The organism is Amycolatopsis sp. VC5-11 (assembly GCF_037034185.1).
GTDB classification, from domain to species: Bacteria; Actinomycetota; Actinomycetes; order Mycobacteriales; family Pseudonocardiaceae; genus Amycolatopsis; species Amycolatopsis nivea.
This window is the reverse complement of record NZ_JBAGKF010000027.1, coordinates 32303-45616: the sequence shown is the minus strand read 5'-3', so window position 1 is coordinate 45616 and position 13314 is coordinate 32303. Positions and strand designations below refer to the sequence as shown.

Annotated in this window: 14 protein-coding genes; 4 read left to right on the top strand and 10 right to left on the bottom strand. The window is 70.4% G+C overall.

The window, feature by feature from the left end; translation table 11 throughout:
- Positions 1 to 73 precede the first annotated feature (73 nt).
- From WA670_RS42010 to WA670_RS41990, 5 genes are read right to left on the bottom strand one after another with little or no spacing between them, the layout of a single operon-like run.
- The gene (locus tag WA670_RS42010) at positions 74 to 1243 is read right to left on the bottom strand and encodes a lipid-transfer protein (RefSeq protein WP_037809945.1); all 1170 of its coding nucleotides are present in this window, start codon (positions 1241 to 1243) and stop codon (positions 74 to 76) included.
- On the bottom strand, positions 1240 to 1638 hold the full coding sequence (locus tag WA670_RS42005) for a MaoC family dehydratase (RefSeq protein ID WP_037809943.1): 399 nt from the start codon (positions 1636 to 1638) through the stop codon (positions 1240 to 1242). Before WA670_RS42005 ends, WA670_RS42010 begins: the two co-directional genes overlap by 4 nt.
- Positions 1635 to 2543 (bottom strand): bifunctional MaoC family dehydratase N-terminal/OB-fold nucleic acid binding domain-containing protein, encoded by a 909-nt coding sequence (locus tag WA670_RS42000; RefSeq protein WP_037809941.1) that lies wholly within the window; start codon positions 2541 to 2543, stop codon positions 1635 to 1637. Before WA670_RS42000 ends, WA670_RS42005 begins: the two co-directional genes overlap by 4 nt.
- Entirely contained in the window at positions 2540 to 3712 is a 1173-nt protein-coding gene (locus WA670_RS41995) for an acyl-CoA dehydrogenase family protein (protein ID WP_037809939.1), read from the bottom strand. Before WA670_RS41995 ends, WA670_RS42000 begins: the two co-directional genes overlap by 4 nt.
- A 2-nt stretch (positions 3713 to 3714) precedes the next feature.
- Complete coding sequence (locus tag WA670_RS41990; RefSeq protein ID WP_037809937.1) at positions 3715 to 4782, bottom strand: acyl-CoA dehydrogenase family protein; 1068 nt, start codon at positions 4780 to 4782, stop codon at positions 3715 to 3717.
- Positions 4783 to 4908: 126 nt separating this feature from the next.
- Here WA670_RS41990 and WA670_RS41985 point away from each other — a divergent pair, with 126 nt between their 5' ends.
- Positions 4909 to 5850 carry an alpha/beta fold hydrolase gene (locus WA670_RS41985; protein ID WP_051171806.1) on the top strand — a complete coding sequence of 314 codons (942 nt, stop codon included), beginning with the start codon at positions 4909 to 4911 and terminating at the stop codon, positions 5848 to 5850.
- Here the strand turns inward: WA670_RS41985 and WA670_RS41980 are convergent.
- The gene (locus WA670_RS41980; protein ID WP_037809936.1) at positions 5847 to 7217 is read right to left on the bottom strand and encodes an NAD(P)/FAD-dependent oxidoreductase; all 1371 of its coding nucleotides are present in this window, start codon (positions 7215 to 7217) and stop codon (positions 5847 to 5849) included. The two genes, WA670_RS41985 and WA670_RS41980, sit on opposite strands and share 4 nt — an antisense overlap.
- A gap of 251 nt (positions 7218 to 7468) precedes the next feature.
- Positions 7469 to 8863 (bottom strand): WS/DGAT/MGAT family O-acyltransferase, encoded by a 1395-nt coding sequence (locus tag WA670_RS41975; RefSeq protein ID WP_336161705.1) that lies wholly within the window; start codon positions 8861 to 8863, stop codon positions 7469 to 7471.
- Positions 8864 to 8922: 59 nt separating this feature from the next.
- Between WA670_RS41975 and WA670_RS41970 the strand changes: the two genes are divergently transcribed.
- Positions 8923 to 10161, top strand: coding sequence for an alpha/beta hydrolase (locus WA670_RS41970; RefSeq protein WP_037809933.1), 1239 nt, complete (start codon positions 8923 to 8925; stop codon positions 10159 to 10161).
- Positions 10162 to 10185: 24 nt separating this feature from the next.
- On the top strand, positions 10186 to 10341 hold the full coding sequence (locus WA670_RS41965; protein ID WP_158714424.1) for a hypothetical protein: 156 nt from the start codon (positions 10186 to 10188) through the stop codon (positions 10339 to 10341).
- Here WA670_RS41965 and folE read toward each other — a convergent pair.
- Positions 10305 to 10907 (bottom strand): GTP cyclohydrolase I FolE, encoded by a 603-nt coding sequence (gene folE / locus WA670_RS41960; RefSeq protein WP_037809932.1) that lies wholly within the window; start codon positions 10905 to 10907, stop codon positions 10305 to 10307. The two genes, WA670_RS41965 and folE, sit on opposite strands and share 37 nt — an antisense overlap.
- A gap of 142 nt (positions 10908 to 11049) precedes the next feature.
- On the opposite strand from folE, the gene WA670_RS41955 reads away from it, so the two are divergent.
- Positions 11050 to 11760 (top strand): helix-turn-helix transcriptional regulator, encoded by a 711-nt coding sequence (locus WA670_RS41955; protein ID WP_037809931.1) that lies wholly within the window; start codon positions 11050 to 11052, stop codon positions 11758 to 11760.
- A 175-nt stretch (positions 11761 to 11935) separates the two neighbouring features.
- Here the strand turns inward: WA670_RS41955 and WA670_RS41950 are convergent, their stop codons facing one another.
- Together WA670_RS41950 and WA670_RS41945 are read right to left on the bottom strand one after the other, a co-directional pair.
- Entirely contained in the window at positions 11936 to 12487 is a 552-nt protein-coding gene (locus tag WA670_RS41950) for a TetR/AcrR family transcriptional regulator (protein ID WP_134668216.1), read from the bottom strand.
- 1 nt (position 12488) lies between these two features.
- Complete coding sequence (locus tag WA670_RS41945) at positions 12489 to 13310, bottom strand: SDR family NAD(P)-dependent oxidoreductase (protein WP_037809927.1); 822 nt, start codon at positions 13308 to 13310, stop codon at positions 12489 to 12491.
- Between the last annotated feature and the right edge of the window lie 4 nt (positions 13311 to 13314).

Genomic DNA, 13314 nt, shown 5'->3' with positions numbered 1-13314 from the left:
AGGGAGGCACCAGCCAGCAATGAGGTGATCCGCGTTGACCCACAAGGGTTATGCGCGCACCGGCAAGCCCAGGTCAGGGGGTTGTCAACACCAGCCCGCTCGTCGGGACGCCAGTCCCCGCCGTGACCACCGCCGTACCGGCGCCGGAGACCTGGTTGGCCGCCGTTCCGCGCAACTGCCGGACCGCCTCCGCGATGCCGTTCATGCCGTGGATGTACGCCTCGCCGAGCTGGCCGCCGTGCGGGTTGAGCGGCAGTTTCCCGTCGAGGGTCAGCGTGTCGCCCGCGATGAAGTCCTTCGCCTCGCCGCGACCGCAGAACCCCAGCTCCTCAAGCTGCATCAGCACGTACGGGGTGAAATGGTCGTACAGCACCGCGACGTCCACATCGGACGGTCCGATCCCGGATTGCGCCCACAGCTGCCGTCCGACCACGCCCATTTCCGGCAGCGCGGCGAGATCGTCACGGTAGTAGCTGGTCATCACGTACTGGTCCGGCCCGCTCCCCTGCGCCGCCGCCGAAACCACCACCGGTGCCTGCCGCAGGTCACGCGCACGCTCGAGACTGGTGATCACGAGCGCGACGCCACCGTCGCTTTCCTGGCAGCAATCGAGCAGGTGCAACGGTTCCGCGACCCAGCGCGACGCCTGGTGCTCCTCCAGCGTGATCGGCCTGCCGTGGAACCAGGCGTTCGGGTTGGTGGCCGCGTGCGCCCGGTCGATGACCGCGATCTTGCCGAAATCCTCGCTGGTGGCCCCGTATTCGTGCAGATACCGCTGCGCGACCATGGCCACCGTCGCGGCCGGGGTCGCGATGCCCATCGGATAGTGGAACGCGTTGTCCACCCCGGACGTGTTCACCTGCTGGGCCGCGGCCGCCGACACGCGCCCGAACCGCATTCCGGAGCGCTCGTTGAACGCCCGGTACGCCACCACGACGTCGGCGATCCCGCTGGCGACCGCCATCGCCGCCTGCTGCACGGTCGCCGCCGCCGCGCCGCCGCCGTAATGCACGCGGCTGAAGAACGTCAGCTCCGGGATGCCCAGTTCGCGGGCGAGCGCGATTTCCGCATTGCCGTCCATGGTGAACGACACCATGCCGTCCACATCGGACGGTTTCAGCCCGGCGTCCGCCAGCGCGTGGCTGACGCATTCGGCGGCCAGCCGCAGCTCGCTGCGTCCGGAATCCTTGGAGAACTCCGTCGCGCCGATCCCGGCGATGGCGGTGGTCCCGGTGAACGTCATGCGTCCTCCTCCGGCAGCGTCAGCGAAACCGTGCCGGTCACGTGCGCACCTAAACTGTCCACAGCGGACACTTCGAGTTCCACCTCGTTGCCGTCGCGGGCGGTGACCCGGCCGGAGAAAGTGAGCGTGTCCCCGGCGTAACAGGGCACGCCGAGCCGGATCTTGATCGAGCGGATGAGCGCCTGCGGACCGGCCCACTCGCTCACGTATCGCTGCACCAAGCCGGTGTCGGTGAGGATGTTGAGGAAAATGTCCTTCGAGCCGCGTGCCACGGCGGCGTCGCGGTCGTGGTGCACGTCCTGGAAATCCCGGGTCGCGAGCGCGGTGCTGATCACGAACGTCGGCGTCGCCTCGAGCACCATCGGCGGCAGTTCGGTCCCGACCGCGGCAGTCATCGCGCCACCTTCCACGCGGGCAGGGTCAATTCGTCGTCGACGCGCACGAACGCGGCGACGACCGGGAGTCCGATGCGGACCTCGTCCGGATCGGCGTCCAGCAGTTCGGCCATCACCCGCACGCCTTCCTCCAGTTCGACGAGCGCGACCACGAACGGCAGCCGCTTGCCCGGCACCGCCGGATGGTGGTGCACGACGAAGCTGTAAACGGTTCCGCGTCCGCTCGCGACGACGTAGTCCGGCACCGTGTCGAGCGATCCGTCCGGCGGCATCGGGCCGGGCGGATGCCGCAGGACGTCGCCCCACCGCTGGATGCGCAGTTCGCCTTCACGGAGACCGTCCCAGAAGAACTTCGTGTCGTGGCTGATCACCGGCCGCAGCACCGGCGACGGCGGCGGTTCCGGTTCGCGCGGGCGGAACTTCAGCACGCGGAACACCATGTCCGCCACCAGTTCCCCGTCGACGTACCAGTTCGTCCGGGTGGTCACGAACCAGCCCTCGCCGAGCCCGGTGCGCTTCGGGCCGGTGACGTCCTCCAGCGTGTTCGTGGTCGAAACGTGCTCGCCGGGCCGCAGGTAGCGGTGGTAGGTCTGCTCGGAGTTGGTGGCCACGATGGACGTGTACCCGGCGTCGTCGAGCACCTTGAGGATCAACCCAAGCGGGTCGTCGTCCCCGCGCACGCCGTGCAGCCCCGGCATCGTCCACACCTGCGCCATCGCCGGCGGCGCGACGAGTCCCTTGTGGACACTAGTTTCGGCGAAGTCCGCGTCGGTGTAGACCGGGTTGGCGTCGCCGATCGCCTCGACCCAGTTGTGCACCATCGCCTGGTTCACCGGATCGCGCGCGTACCTCGGCGCGCTTTCGCCCTGTGCGGCGATTTTCGCGGCGGCTTCCTCGATCGTCATCGCGGCACCCTCGGCAGTTTCAGTCCGGCGGAGGCGATCAGTTCGCGCTGGATCTCGCTGACGCCTCCGCCGAACGTCAGCACCAGGTTCCGTTTCGCCAGCACGTCGAGCCATTCGGCGAGTTCCGCGGTGTCCGGGTCGGCGAGATCGCCGTGCCGCCCGACCAGTTCCTCCAGGAGTCTCCCGATCCGCTGGATTCGCTCGGAGGCGAACACCTTCGTCGCCGAAGCGTCGGCGATCTCGACCGACCCGTGCGCCGCTGCCGCCGCGACCTGCCAGTTCAGCAGTTCGTTGACCCGCGCGACCGCGAACGTCTCGGCCAGCACCGCGCGCACGTCCGGAAGGTCGAGCAACGCCGCGCCGTCCGGGGTCCGGCGCGCCGCCGCCCACGCCCACACCCGGTCGTGCAGGCCGCCGATGCGCCCGGCCGGGCCGAGCATCACGCGCTCGTGGTTGAGCTGCGTGGTGATCAGCCGCCAGCCGCGGTTTTCCTCTCCCACCAGCATGTTCGCCGGCACCCGGACGTCCTCGTAGAACGTCGCGTTGACGTGGTGCGCGCCGTCGCAGGTGATGATCGGCGTCCACGAATAGCCGGGATCGCGGGTGTCCACGATGAGGATCGAGATGCCCTTGTGCTTCGGCGCTTCCGGATCCGTGCGCACGGCGAGCCAGACGTAGTCCGCGTCGTGGCCGCCGGTGGTGAAGATTTTCTGGCCGTTGATCACGTAATCGTCGCCGTCGCGGACCGCGCGCGTGCGCAGCGAGGCGAGGTCCGTCCCGGCTTCCGGTTCGGTGTACCCGATGGCGAAATGCACTTCCCCGGCCAGGATTTTCGGCAGGAACAAGGCTTTCTGCTCCTCGGTGCCGAACGCCTGCAGCGTCGGCCCGACCGTCTGCAGCGTCACCGACGGCAACTGGACGTCCGCGCGGGCTGCTTCGTCGACGAAGATGTGCTGCTCGATCTCGCCGAAACCGCCGCCGCCGTACTCCTTGGGCCAGCCGACGCCGAGCTTCCCGTCGCGGCCCATCCGGCGCACGACGTCGCGGTACACCTGCCCGTGCCGCTCCCGCAGCAACGCGCGGCGCTCGTCGGCGGTCAGCAGGCCCGCGAAGTACTCGCGCAGCTGCGCCCGCAGTTCTTGTTGCGCGGCCGTGAGTTCGATGTGCATGCTCATCCCGCCACTCGTTCGCCCAGCCGGCCGAGCCGGTGCGCCGCTCCCCCGACCGCGCGGCCGAGGTCCTTCACCGCCGACGAATACCGATGCAGCGGATAAGTGCGGTCGACGCCGACGCCGCCGTGCAAGTGATGACAGATCGCCAGTGCGGACGGCGCTTCCTCGGTCAGCCAGTACGCCGCGATGTCCAGCTCGGTGTCCGCGTCCAATCCGGCCGCCAGCCGCCACACCGCCGACACCGCGGCCAGATGCACGGTGCGGGAAGCGACGTAGACGTCCGCGATTTGCTGTGCCACCGCTTGGAAAGTCGCCAGTGGACGGCCGAATTGCGTGCGCTCGCCGACGTGCTGGGCAGTTAACGCCAGCGCTCCGGCAAGCAGTCCGTCGCCGAGCGCGAGCGCTCCCGCCAACGCGAAGCGGTGCAGCGTCTGCAACGCATGCCCTGCCGTGCGGTCACGCAAGAAATCCGCTTCGCTCACCCGCGCGCCGTCGAACCGAACGGTGTACTCCGGCGTGCCAGTCGCGTTGTACGCAGGCAGGACTTCGACCCCGTCGGCGCGCGGATCCACCAGCGCGACGCCGGTGCCTCCCGGCAACGCGATCGGCGTGAGAATCCGCTCTGCTTCCGCGGCGTACGGCACATGCGTTTTGACGCCGGTCACCGCCCATGCGCCGTCCGCCGCCGCACCGCTGGTCCCGGGGATGGAGGTCAGCGGTGCGGACGGCTCGTGCAAGGCAGCAGTGAGAATGGTCTCCCCCGCCGCCGCGGGCGGCAGGAACTCAGCGCGCTGCGCCGGGGTGCCGAGCGCCTCGACCGGCAGGATCCCGAGCGCCAGCACGGCGTACGCGGGCACCGCCGCCGCGGCCCGGCCCACCTCGGTGAGCACGGGGGCCACGTGGTCGACGCCGAGCCCGTCACCCCCGAGGTCGGCGGGCAGGGGCAGCGCGAGCAGGCCCGCGTCGGCCAGCGCTCGCCACTGGTCCGCGGGCTCGTCGGCCTTCCCGAGCACTTGCGCGGCGAGCGAGGTGATCTCGCTCTGCGTATCGTCGGGGGTGAAGTCCACTCCGGTCTCCCTCCACCTAGGTGGAACACGTTCTATTTTTAGCCGGAATGGGCTGGCTCGGCAACCCCCGGGACCGGGGCCCGAGCGGTGGATCGACCGCGAAGCGGAGAGGGGCGGCACGCCGACGTGGGTGCGGAACAAGTTCTCAAATCAGCGCTGGGCGACGTCGGCTGGCAAGCAACGCGGAAACTCGCGACCATCCCGCCCACCGCGGGCGTGCCCGACCCGAAGCCGCTGTCCCTGCCGGGCCGAGGCCAAACCGTCGTGGTCGACGTCGGCCCCCGGCACGCGCCTGCGGTGCTCCTGCTGCACTCGGTCGCCTGCACCGGGCTGCTCACCTGGTACCCCGTGCTGAAGCGGCTGTCGGCGAACCACCGGGTGGTGGTGTTCGACCAGCGCTGGCACGGCCAGGGCATCCGCTCGCACGACTTCAGCCTCGAGGACTGCGCGGACGACGTGGTCGCGGTCGCGGACGCGCTGGGCATCGACGAGTTCATGGTCGCGGGCTACTCGATGGGCGGCATGGTCGGCCAGCTGACCGCCCACCGCTATCCCGACCGCGTCACCGGCCTGGTCCTGTGCTCGACGGCGAGCAACTTCCGCCGCGGCGTCCGGCAACGCGTGGCGCTCGACCTGTTCGGCCGCACCCTGCATTTGCTGCGCGACCAGGCCCGCATCGGCCTGGTCCCCGGCGAACCCCGCCGCGAACGCCTCGCCCGGCTGGAGGACCACCGGTGGGCGCTGGAGGAATTCCGCTCGACGAGCCCGTGGGCGATCGCGGTCGCGCTGGACGAGATCGGCCGCTTCGACTCGACGCCGTGGCTGCACACCCTGACCCTGCCGACGGCGGTCGTGGTGACCTCGCGGGACGGGTTCATCGCGCCCGCGCATCAGCGGAGCCTGGCGCGCAGGATTCCCGGGGCGGCGACGTACGAGATCCCGGCGGGGCATACCGCGTGCGTGTTCGCGGCGGACCAGTTCGTGGCGGCGTTGATGGCGGCGTGCACCTCGGTGCAGGCGGCGATCGGCGGACAGGAACGGGCGGCGGAGATCGCGGACTCGGCCTAGGAGTTCCCGCGCCTGCCGCGACGGCGCGCTCGCGTCCGCCGGGCCAGTGTCTTGCTGCCGTTGAAGAAGTCGTTGAGCCGGTCGAGTCCCCAGATGGCCCGGAGGACGAACGGCTGCATCAGCAGCGCCATCGACGGCGAATACTTCGCGGCGTCCGACCAGATGCCGGCGAGGTCGTCCGACATCTCGCCGTCGACGATGTAGTCGGCGAGCTGGTGGGCCACGTACGGCACCTGACAGAGGCCGTGGCCGTTGCAGGCCATCGAGTAGAAGACGTTGTCACCCACCTGCCCGGCGACCGCCAGCCAGTCCGGGCTGATGCCGATCCACCCGCCCCAGGCCCGCTCGATGGCCACGTCGGACAGCGACGGGAACCGGCGCGCCAGATCCTTCCCCATGTCCTGCACGACGCGCGGGTCCGGGACCCGGTCGGGGAGCGGGTAGGTCTGGCCTCGCTGCGCTTGGCGGACCCCGCAGACGATGGTGTTGCGCTCGGTGAGCCGGTAGTGGGTCATCAGCTGGTGCTGGGTGATGATGCCGGATCGGCTCGTCCAGTCCAGCTCGGCGAGCCGCTCCGGCGCGATGGGTTCCGACTCGGTCTCGATGACGTACAGCGGGGTCGCGAGGTGCTTGGGCGTGATGTCCCACTCGCCGCCGTAGACGCTGGTCGCGAGCACCACCTTGTCGGCCCGCACGGTGCCGTGCGGTGTCGTGATCTCGACAACGCGGCCGGTCCGCCGGACGTCGCTCACCCGCGACTGCTCGAAGACCTTGGCCGACGAGGCGAGCAGCGCGCGGCGCACCCCGCGGGCGAGCTTGCCCGGGTTCAGCATCCCGCCGATGGATTCCCGCATCCCGCCCACGAAGCCGGCGGGGAGGCCGAGTTCCTCCCGGCTGCCGACGGTCCCCTGCCCGCCGAAGGCGCGCAGGACCGCCGCCTGAGTGCGCACCCGGAGCATCATGAGGGGCGAGACCGCACCCCACACCAGGCCGTTCGGCACGTAGTCGCAGTCGATGGCGTGCGTCTTGATGAGGTCTTCCACGTAGTGGCCCGCGTGCTCCGCCAGCTTGACCATGACCGGCATCTTCTTCGGGGACTGGACGCTGAGCATCCGCAGGTCGCCGCCCGGAGCACCGGCGATCTGACCGCCGTTGCGCGAGGCCGAGCCGTAGCCGCAGAACTCGGCCTCCAGCAGGACCACGTCCTGGTCGCGCTCCGCGAGGCGCAGCGCGGCCGCCATGCCGCCCATGCCGCCGCCGATGACCGCGATGTCGCAGGTGAGATCACCGTCCAGCGCGGGCCGCACGTCGTCCGGCCGGTCGATCCAGCCGCTGAAGTTGCTGTATTTCGTGCCGTCGGTCTTCATGCTGTCCCGATTTCCTTCTGGGGGTCCGTGCCGCTTCGTGCTCCGAGCCAAGGCGTGGGCGGTTGCCTCGCGCCTCATTGTCGGCAGCCCCGGGCGCGGCGAAAACGACACTGCGCACCGGCTTCCGCTGGGCGCAGTGCACTGTGCACTCATCGCCTACCCGCGGAACTGCGGTCCCAGGTGTCCACAGTGGACTCTGAACGACGGCGGACACCGTCGTGCGAAAGCGTCGGCATTCCGCGCGTCCTCGATCAGACCGGCGCGGCCTTGCTCAGCTCGTCCATCGCCTCCGGCAACGCGTCCGCCAGCGGCCACAGATCCTTCACCAATTCCTTGGCCCCCAACAACCCGACGCCCACCTTGCCGTCGTTCGACAGCACCGTGATGTTGAGCCCCGCCCCGTGGAACACAGGACCCAGCGGATACAGCCCGGTGATCCGCGCGCCCAGCAGATACAGCGGCATCGGCGGCCCGGGAACATTCGAGATGATCAGGTTGTGCACCACCGGATGCCGTTCGGCCAGCCGCAGCGCCGAATACGCGCGCACGCCGAGCCCGAAGACCGTCGCCGGGGAGAATTGGGCCCAGTCGGCGAGCATGTCGGCGTCGATGTCGTAATGGTGGTCCTTCGCCCGCCGGTTCGCCTCGGCCAGGAAGAACACCCGCGCCGCCGGGTCGGGCAAATGCGTGGGCAGCGAAGCGAAAAAGGCCGAAACCCGGTTGCTGCCGCGATCGCGTTCCGTGCGTTCGTGCACCGACACCGGAACCGTCGCCACCAGCGGGTCGCCCGGCAGTTCGCCGCGGCCGAGCAGGAATTGCCGCAGGGCACCGGAAACCAGCGCCAGCACCACGTCGTTCACGGTGACGCCGAAAGCGTCCTTCACCTGCTTCACCGCGTCGAGGTCCAGCTGCGCGAACGCGACCGAACGGTGGCCGGTGATGGTGCCGTTCAGCGAGGTCCGCGGCGCGGTGAAGGGCACCGGCATTCCCTTGCCGCGCACAGTTTTCATCGCCCACTTCGGCACCAGGCCCAGCAGCTCGGGCAGCAGCCGGGCGATCTCGAACGGCCGGTGCAGCAGCGAATCGGCGCTCTCGCGCAGCAGCCGCAACCGGGTGGGGAGACCGTCGTTGTCGCGCTCGCCGTCGGGCAGTTCCGGCAGCGGCGCGTCGGGTTCGAGACCGGCGAGGTAGCCGATCAGGCTGGCCCCGCCGACGCCGTCGACGCTCGCGTGGTGCATTTTCAGCAGCACCGCCAGCCGTCCGTCCGACAGGCCCTCGATCACGTAGCACTGCCACAGCGGATGCGCGCGGTCGAGCCGCTGCCCGGCGATGTGCGCGCACATCTCGGCGAGCTCGCGGTCGTCGCCCGGCGCGGGCAGGCCGATGCGGTGCACGTGGTTGTCGAGGTCGAAATCCTCGTCCTCGACCCACACCGGATGGTTCAGGTTCCAGAGCGGATTGTGGAGTTTGCGGCGGAACGCCGGGATCACCGCGACGCGTTCGGCGAGGCGGCGCTTGAACTCGGGGAACGCGTAGCCGCCGGGCATGGTCGAACCGTCGAGGGTGAGCAGGCCGCAGACGTGCAGGACCTGCGAGGGCGTCTCCAGGTAGAGGAAGCTCGCGTCCAGCCCGCTCAGTCGCTGCATGTCTTCCAGCGTAAGGCAGAACCCTGGCGACGGCGCTCGGCGGAGGTAGCATCGGGCAGGTGAAACCGGACTTCGTGACCCGCCGGGCGGCGCAGCTCGGTCTCGCCGCACTCGCCTTGCGGCCGCCGAAACCGCGACCGACCTCGATCCCGGTGTTCTTCGCCGGCTGGCTCACCGGCGAACTCGCGCCGCACCTGCTCGCGCTCACCGCGGCCGACACCGTGCAGCACGTCGCGCGCCACGGGGTGCGCCGCCCGAGCGACCGGATCGGGCTGGCGCTGGCCGGGCTGTCCGCGGCCGGTTTCGCGTCGCTTATCGGGACCTCGCTGAAAGCGCGCCTCGAGGTCGAGGCCGCGCTCGTCGAAGCGCTCGGCGAGGACTACCGGGACAGCCTGGAGAACCCTTCGGACTTCTCGACGCCGTGGGGACGCCTGCTGATGCCGTTCCGGATGCACGAGCCGGACGTCGTGCGCGACCGGAACGTCGCGTACGCCCCTGGCGGCAAACGGTTCCTCCTGGACGTCTACCGTCCGCGCGAAACCGTCCGCGACGCCCCGGTGCTGCTGCAGATCCACGGCGGCGCGTGGACCATCGGCAACAAGGAACAGCAGGGCCTGCCGCTGATGCGCCACCTCGCCCGCCGCGGCTGGGTCTGCGTCGCGATCAACTACCCGCTCTCCCCCGCCTCGCGCTGGCCGGCGCACATCGTGGCGGCCAAGCAAGCGCTCGCCTGGATCCGCGAGCACATCGCCGAGTACGGCGGCGACCCGCGCTTCGTCGCGGTGACCGGCGGTTCGGCGGGCGGGCACCTGGCCGCGCTGCTCGCGCTGACCCAGAACGACCCGGCGCTGCAGCCCGGGTTCGAGGAGGCGGACACGAGCGTGCAGGCCTGCGTGCCGCACTACGGCGTGTACGACATCGCCGCGTCGACCGGCGAGGAGGAAAGCCGGTACCGCCTGGAAAGCCTGATGGCGCGCCGGGTGTTCGCGCCGGAGCACCGGCTGGACGACTACCTCGCCGCGTCCCCGATGGACCGGATCGCCGAGGACGCACCGCCGTTCTTCGTGATCCACGGCAAGCACGATTCACTCGTCCCGGTCGCGGAGGCGCGGGAGTTCGTCGCCCGGTTGCGCGCTAAATCCGCCCACCCGGTGGCGTACGCGGAACTCGCGGGGGCGCAGCACGCGTTCGACGTGTTCCCGTCAATCCGCAGCGCCCACGTGGTGCGCGGGGTCGAACACTTCCTCGACTGGGCCCACGCTCAGGCGTTGACCCCGGTCAACGAGAAAAACTCCTGACGCGAGCGAGCGTCCTCACGCAGCGTGCCCATCCGCGTCGACGACCCCGTCGCGGAGGCGCAGCACGCGTTCGACGTGTTCCCCTCAATCCGCAGCGCCCACGTGGTGCGCGGCGTCGAACACTTCCTCGACTGGGCCCACGCTCAGGCGTTGACCCCGGTCAACGAGAAAAACTCCTGACGCGACCGGGCGTCCTCACGCAGCGTGCCCATCAAAGTGGACGTCACCGTGGACGAGCCGGTCGCCTGCACGCCGCGCAGGGTCATGCACGTGTGTTCGGCCTCGATCACCACGCCGACGCCCTTCGGGGACAACTGGTCGCCGAGCCAGCCCGCGATTTGCTTCGTCAGCCGTTCCTGCACTTGCGGGCGGCACGCGAAATGCTCGACAACCCGCGCCAGCTTCGACAGTCCGAGGATCCGCTCGCCCGGCAGGTAGCCGACGTGCGCGACCCCGATGAACGGCAGCAGGTGGTGTTCGCAGACCGACCGGACCGGGATGTCGCGGGCCAGCACCAGTTCGTCGTAGCCCTCGTCGTTGGGGAACGTGGTGAGGTCGAACGCGCGCGGCGTGAACAGCTCGGCGTACGCGCGGGCCATCCGGCCGGGGGTGCCGCGCAGGCTCTCCGAGTCGAGGCTGATGCCGAGCGCGCGCAGGAAGTCCCCCGCCGCGTTTTCGGCCGCGGCCAGGTCGAAGCCGGGGACGGGCTCGTGGACGACGCGGAGGGCGGTTCCGGACGACTGCATGGGCGATCCTCGGGCTTCAGGCGGCGACAGGACAGGGTTTCGCCGATAAATCTTTGTCTTATTGCCCGGCGGAGTCAATGTGACCAGGTGAACAAGCCAGGTGGAGGCTTCCGGGAACCTCGCTGGGCGTTATCGTGGGTGTGTGACGAGTGACCTGGCGACCATCCGCGCGGTAGCGGCGCTGGACGAGGACCTGCGCCGGGGGATGTACGCCTTCATCCGCGACGCCGGCCGCCCGGTGACGCGCGAGGAGGCGGCCGCGGCGGTCGGCATCTCGCGCAAGCTGGCCGCGTTCCACCTGGACAAACTCGTGGCGGCCGGCCTCCTGCGCGCCCGCTACGAGACCGTCGGCGGCGTCCGCAAGGTGGGCCGCGCCCCGAAGGTCTACGAACCCGCCGCGACCGACTTCGCGATCTCCATCCCGCCCCGGCAGCCGGACGTCCTGGCCGCGATCCTGGTGGACGCGGTCGCGTCGGCGGCCCCCGGCGAACCGGCCAGGGACGCCGCCCTGCGCGAGGCCGGACGGCACGGCGCCGCCGCCGGAGCCGCCGAACGCGAACGCTCCCGCCCAGGTCGGCTGGGCACGGAACGCGGACTGACCCTGACGAGCACGGTTTTGGCCCGGCATGGTTTCGAGCCGAACCGCGAGACGCCGGTGTGCCTGCGCCTGCGCAACTGCCCGTTCCAGCCGCTGGCCGGCCGCGCACCGGACCTGGTGTGCGGGATGACGGACCGGTTCTTGAGCGGCGTCGTGGAAGGACTCCAGGTCCCCGGGGTGACGACAGCCCGGGTCGCGCCGCGCGACGGCGGGTGTTGCGTGGAGCTTCGGGGGACCGAGTCAGCCGGTAGCTGACCTGGCCTGCGCGCGGTTCGGATCGAGCTCCCGGCTGAATCTCCGCGCAGGGGCGCCAGCGAGGTCGCCAAGCGGCGCGCGAATCGTCTCCGGGCTGGTTCTGCTGCGGAGAATCAGCCTTGTTCCGTGGCACCGCGCGGTCAGCACTCAGCAGTACGCAGTGCCCGACGCGAAACTAGCCGCCCGGCGACACCGCGCGCAGCACCCTTTCCACGTGGGCGGCGGGCCAGTCCTCCGTGAACGGCCGGGTGCGCAGGAGCCAGCGGTGGAAAACCGGGCCCAGCAGCAGTTCCGCGCCGTCTTCCGGGCATGCGACTTCGGCGCGGGCCAGGCGGTCGGCGATCGCGCGCAGTTGCGGGCCCAGCAGGCGGTCCAGGACTTCGGCGCCGATGGCCGGATCGGTTTGCAGTTCGGCGGTCACCGCGCGGAGCAGGCGGTCGGTCGCCGGATCAGTCAGTTCGGCGATCATGCCGCGGACCAGGGTTTCCAGATCCGCTCGAAGATCGCCGGTGTTCGGGATGGCGACTTCGCCGGAAGCGTCGAGGCTTTGCTCCAGCAGCGCGTCAAGCAGCACCGCGGCGGGCGAGGACCATGTGCGGTACAGCGTTTGCTTCCCGGCACCGGCGCGGGCCGCGATGCCCTCCATGGTCAGGCCGCCGAAACCGGATTCGGCGGCGAGGGAGAGCACCGCGGCGTGCACTCGGGCTCGGGTGCTGGCGCGTGCCATCTCAGATCTCCGCGTCGGAGAAACGCTTGTCCTGACGGTAATCCGTCAGCCGTCCGGACAGTGCTGCCGCGACCATTCCGGGGGCATCGGCACCGGTCAGGACGCGCAGGCGCTGGTCGGCGGGGTCGTTGACGTGCTGCAGGATCTCCGCGGCGATCTCGGCGGGCGGAGTGCCGCCGCCGGTGCCGGCGGTCGCCCACGGGACGGTCGTCGTGCCGAACATCCGCTCGCGCAACCCGTCGTACGCCGGGTTCGGGGCGGTGAACCGCATGCTGCCGGTCGCCCATTCGGTGTCCATCCCGCCCGGTTCGACAATGCTCACGCGCACGCCGAACTCCGCGACCTCCTGCGCGATCGCCTCGCTCATCCCCTCCAGGCCCCATTTGCTCGCGTTGTACAGCCCGAATCCCGGCACCGAACCGGCACCGCCGACCGAAGAGATCTGCACGACGTGCCCCGATTTCTGCTCGCGCAACACCGGCAGCGCGGCTTGGGTCAGCCACAACGCGCCCAGCAGGTTCGTCTCCAGAATGTTCCGCGCTTCCTCCTCGCTTACCTCCTCAGCCATGCCGACCAGTCCGTACCCGGCGTTGTTCACCACGACGTCCAGCCGGCCGAACTCGGCCACGGCCCGCTGCACGGTTTCCCGCGCGGCGGCCCGGTCCCGTACGTCGAGCACGTGCTCCACGACGTTCCGGTGTTCCGGCGCGCTGCCCGGCGTGCGGACGGTCGCCAGCACTCGGTCGCCCGCCTCCGCCGCGGCCAAAGCCAGCGCCTGCCCCAGGCCGCGGCTCGCCCCGGTGATCACCCATGTTCTCGTCATGCCG

Coding starts and splice junctions, on each gene's coding strand:
- WA670_RS42010 (WP_037809945.1), bottom strand. CDS start 1,243: ATGACGTTCACCGGGACCACCGCCATCGCCGGGATCGGCGCGACGGAG.
- folE (WP_037809932.1), bottom strand. CDS start 10,907: ATGCAGTCGTCCGGAACCGCCCTCCGCGTCGTCCACGAGCCCGTCCCC.
- WA670_RS41980 (WP_037809936.1), bottom strand. CDS start 7,217: ATGAAGACCGACGGCACGAAATACAGCAACTTCAGCGGCTGGATCGAC.
- WA670_RS41950 (WP_134668216.1), bottom strand. CDS start 12,487: ATGGCACGCGCCAGCACCCGAGCCCGAGTGCACGCCGCGGTGCTCTCC.
- WA670_RS41945 (WP_037809927.1), bottom strand. CDS start 13,310: ATGACGAGAACATGGGTGATCACCGGGGCGAGCCGCGGCCTGGGGCAG.
- WA670_RS41995 (WP_037809939.1), bottom strand. CDS start 3,712: ATGCACATCGAACTCACGGCCGCGCAACAAGAACTGCGGGCGCAGCTG.
- WA670_RS42000 (WP_037809941.1), bottom strand. CDS start 2,543: ATGACGATCGAGGAAGCCGCCGCGAAAATCGCCGCACAGGGCGAAAGC.
- WA670_RS42005 (WP_037809943.1), bottom strand. CDS start 1,638: ATGACTGCCGCGGTCGGGACCGAACTGCCGCCGATGGTGCTCGAGGCG.
- WA670_RS41975 (WP_336161705.1), bottom strand. CDS start 8,863: ATGCAGCGACTGAGCGGGCTGGACGCGAGCTTCCTCTACCTGGAGACG.